The following is a 301-nucleotide window of genomic DNA, read 5'->3' on the forward strand; positions in this document are numbered from 1 at the left end:
CAAGAAAGGACTTAAGGTGCCTGATGATATAGCAGTCGTTGGGTTTGACAAAATTGATTTCTCCAATATGACCAACCCTACCCTAACGACAGTAGCACAGCCAAAGTATAAAATGGGGTGTATCGCAGGTGAAATGCTAATCAAAAAAATAAAGGGAGAAAAGGTAGAAAGTGTAATCATTGATCATGAATTGGTTATTCGTCAGTCAACGATGGGGTAGTGCATCTACACAAACATAGTGATTCAATGTGATATTAGTGCCATTAAATAGTCAATCTAACAAGGGTAGATTGACTATGTA

The 301-nt window shown here is 37.5% G+C and carries 1 protein-coding gene; it reads left to right on the plus strand.

The features are described from left to right. Nucleotides 1–220: substrate-binding domain-containing protein (locus AOA60_RS01040; RefSeq protein WP_158235001.1), on the plus strand; the 220-nt coding region annotated here is incomplete at its 5' end. Nucleotides 221–301: the final 81 nt, after the last annotated feature.

Origin of the sequence: Pseudomonas sp. 2822-17 (assembly GCF_002742485.1) — a bacterium.
Lineage (GTDB): Bacteria > Pseudomonadota > Gammaproteobacteria > Pseudomonadales > Pseudomonadaceae > Aquipseudomonas > Aquipseudomonas cyclaminis.